The organism is Carboxylicivirga mesophila, assembly GCF_018271975.1.
Lineage (GTDB): Bacteria > Bacteroidota > Bacteroidia > Bacteroidales > Marinilabiliaceae > Carboxylicivirga > Carboxylicivirga mesophila.
The window spans coordinates 1-3,392 of the sequence record NZ_JAGUCN010000051.1 but is presented as its reverse complement, the minus strand read 5'-3'; the positions used below and the strand labels follow the sequence as shown (position 1 = coordinate 3,392).

Here is a 3,392-nt window from a genome sequence, read left to right as displayed (position 1 = left end):
TCACTACGCCTAACAACATGCATAATGCATGGCCATCGATGGGGATGACCGCAAAAAAATAAAGATGGCCACAGCATCATGCACTTGTACGTTAGTGGCAAGGCAAAACCGCATTACGCAAGAATAATTTATCATGTCGCAAAATACAATAAAACCATATTTTACATTACGAGGACAAAATTACTATCGATATTTAGCAATTTTTCTATTAATAGGACTAATCCTGCTTTCCCTGTATTTAATTAAAGTAATTGATTATATAGCTTTAACAATAACATTACCAGCTATTCTAGGACTATTGTTCATTAGATTTCCAAAACTCTTGTTATATGACGACCGCTTTGTAGTTGAAAAAAAAGGACTCATTAGAAAGTTCAACGACTACGATATATTTAAATACTCTGAATTAAAAACTGTGTCTTATTCAAAAGGGTATACTAATTGGGTAGAACTAATAATCATGACTTTATTAGGTGCAGCAGGTTATGGTGGGTTCTCAAAACCAGACCGAATGACAATAAAAACAATTAATGACGATATAACTGTATACTATAGATTCGGAACAAGAAAGAAATTTAAGAATACAGTAAAGGAAATTTATAAGAAAAAGCCCAGCCACTAACACGCCGCCATAGCGCATAGCAGTCCGGCTCACTTTGCGCGGGCAGATTCCCGCTTCGATAGTCTCGTCCTCTCGGACGGACAATCTCAACGCAGAATCTGCTACAGCGCCATGCGGCCAACCGTTAGGGGCAACCAAAGAATATAAACCGCATATGAAAATAACATTATCAATATTTCTTTTGATTTCATCTTTGTATACGTGTGTAATTGCTCAGACACGTACTTATGAAATATTAGAAGATGAAGACCAGAATTTAATTAATGATTTGACATCTACTTTCAAGGACCAAAGTATTCCATTTTTACTATCTCCGTTTGTAAGACATTCCATTGACACTTCAATGTTGGATATACCTCATTTAGAAAAGGATTATCGATTTGAGAAAGTAAAGTTCAAAATGCAAAACAATGAGTCAAAATTGCTAAACCGCAATGACTTCCTTTTGATTTTAAATCCAGATTCATTGATTAAGTATGAGAGTATTGACAACGCAGAAAGCTTTGAAGACCCAGTTTTAGAAAATATTTCAAAATATTACGGAAAAATGGGAATCTGTGAATTTCGTAGAATTATATATTCACAAAATCGAGAATATGCAATAATTGAATATTGGATGAATTGCGGCTTTCTGTGTGGTTTTGGCGAGGTTGTTCTTATGAAAAAAAAGAATAATCATTGGACTAAATATAGACCATTGGTATTAAGCGAAAGTTAAAAAATGGCAGCCCCTAACAAACCGCTATAGAGCATAAAGGGCGCAGCGCACCTTGGTTGGTTCGTAGCTTCGGCAAACAACGCCAAATCGATTTGGCTTTAAAATGAAAAGATAAAAACAAATGCAACGCTTTGGCTTTGCTCAATTTGGAAGGTTTGTATGGTTAAATCTCCATACGCTTCATGCGGCAGGCCGTTGGGCACAATACACGCAAATGAAGCAAATTTTCATCATAGCAATAATAGTTTTATCATCTTGCAGTTTTAATAAACCGCCAAGTAAGACTTTGGAATTCTGTGACAATGAACTAAAGCTTCTTTGTTATGACAGTTTAGCTCCCATTACAAATTACAACTTAGCGGATATCAGAAATAATGTATGGACTAAATTTGATTCAACGTTCAAGGAGTATTATTGCAGGCAAGTTAAATTAAAAGTCAATTTCAGATTAGACAGTATCAATTCGACCAAATTATTATTGTATTCTAATAATTACCAAAATTGTGATGACAGTAAAGATATTCCGCCGTTTAATCCTTACGTTCATTGGATTCATATTTATTTGGACAAGAATGACTCACTTTTAATTCGCAGGAAGCTTACCTCTTTAGATTCTGTAAAGAATGAAGTCATAAAGCGTTATCATGAATTGCCTACAGAAAAATATTTTAGAGTAAATATTGCTTTACTGTGGGACTTGGAAACAAATCAGGAAAAATTTTCAAAACTCATAAAGGACTGTTTAGAAGGCTATATTTATATTGCAAATGAGGTCAGTATGGAAGCGTTTCAGAAAACTATATGTGACCTAGAGGCAAAAGAATTGGCAATATTAAATCAAAAGGTTCCATTTAAATTACGAACTGACTTCTGGGAGGGAATTCCTGAGAATTATGATTTTGTGGGACATGAATTGCCACCTCCACCGAAAGAAAGTGAGATGAAAATATTAGACCTAAATGAATAAGAAAGTACTGTGCCCAACAAACCGCAATAGAGCATAAAGGAGGCAGTGCATATTGATTGGTCAATAGCTTCGACAAACAACGCCAAATCACTGATTTGGCTTTAGAAATGAAAAGTTAAAAACAAATACAGCGCTTTGGCTCTGCTCAATTTGAAAAGTTTGTAAAGGTAATTTCCTTTACGCTCTATGCGGCAGGCCGTTGGCACTCATTTGCATAGCATACAAGACGATTATTGACAAAACATTTTTACCCTGAAAAATTGAGAATTAAAAAGATGACAAAGCTAAGAGTTAATTTCTTTCTATTGTTGGTGTTGATTACAATAATGGGTTGCAATAAGGATTCATTTTTATCAACTGAAATTAATGGTGTAGTAAAAGATTATTATAGTGGGACTGTGGTTCAAAATGAAAATCTCAGTGTAATTATTGATTTTATTGAACCACGTTATGAGCAAAATTTTAAAGACACCCTAAAGCTAAATAAAGATGGTAAGTTCTTTTTCAGTAAAGGAATTGGTTCTCAAAAGAAAGAATTTGAAGGCACATATTTTGTAAAAATTGAAAATGAGAAATACATATCTCCCAATTATACATTTAAAGCAGGAAGGAATTATAATTTTGATTTTTATATAAGACCTAAAAGGATTTTAAGTGTGATTTTTAGCAATGTAAATGAAAGGTTTAATAAAATTAATTTTTCACTTACTGACAGTGATAGTTATTTCGGTAATAATGGATTTCCTGCTCAAGCTATAGAGTTTAATGAAACTAGTAGAGATACTGTGATTAATTTCTCTGTAGTTGCAGATGAAGAATACATGTTTCAATCAAGTGGTTTTATCTATTATCCAAACAATAGCCGACCTGCTGATGTCATAAAGCTTTTTAATAGGTGTGTTTATATTGAGAATATAGATACGACATTTTATAATGTGAATTATTGAAAAAAAACGAGTGCCAACACGCCGCCATAGCGCATAGCAGTCCGGCTCACTTTGGGTGGGCAGATTCCCGCCTCGATAGTCTCGTCCTCTCGGACGGACAATCTCAACGCAGAATCTGCTACAGCGCCATGCGGCCAA

At 34.4% G+C, this 3,392-nt stretch carries 4 protein-coding genes; all 4 read left to right on the top strand.

The features are described from left to right. Nucleotides 1–133 precede the first annotated feature (133 nt). The 4 genes from KEM09_RS21660 (at nucleotide 134) to KEM09_RS21645 (ending at nucleotide 3,254) form a co-directional block, all read left to right on the top strand. The gene (locus KEM09_RS21660; protein WP_212232015.1) at nucleotides 134–622 is read left to right on the top strand and encodes a hypothetical protein; all 489 of its coding nucleotides are present in this window, start codon (nucleotides 134–136) and stop codon (nucleotides 620–622) included. A 154-nt stretch (nucleotides 623–776) separates the two neighbouring features. After that, nucleotides 777–1,340 carry a hypothetical protein gene (locus KEM09_RS21655; protein WP_212232013.1) on the top strand — a complete coding sequence of 188 codons (564 nt, stop codon included), beginning with the start codon at nucleotides 777–779 and terminating at the stop codon, nucleotides 1,338–1,340. Nucleotides 1,341–1,461: 121 nt separating this feature from the next. Beyond that, nucleotides 1,462–2,307: a hypothetical protein gene (locus KEM09_RS21650; protein ID WP_212232011.1), complete on the top strand. Its 846-nt coding sequence runs from the start codon at nucleotides 1,462–1,464 to the stop codon at nucleotides 2,305–2,307. 275 nt (nucleotides 2,308–2,582) lie between these two features. Continuing rightward, nucleotides 2,583–3,254 carry a hypothetical protein gene (locus KEM09_RS21645; protein ID WP_212232009.1) on the top strand — a complete coding sequence of 224 codons (672 nt, stop codon included), beginning with the start codon at nucleotides 2,583–2,585 and terminating at the stop codon, nucleotides 3,252–3,254. Nucleotides 3,255–3,392 lie beyond the last annotated feature (138 nt).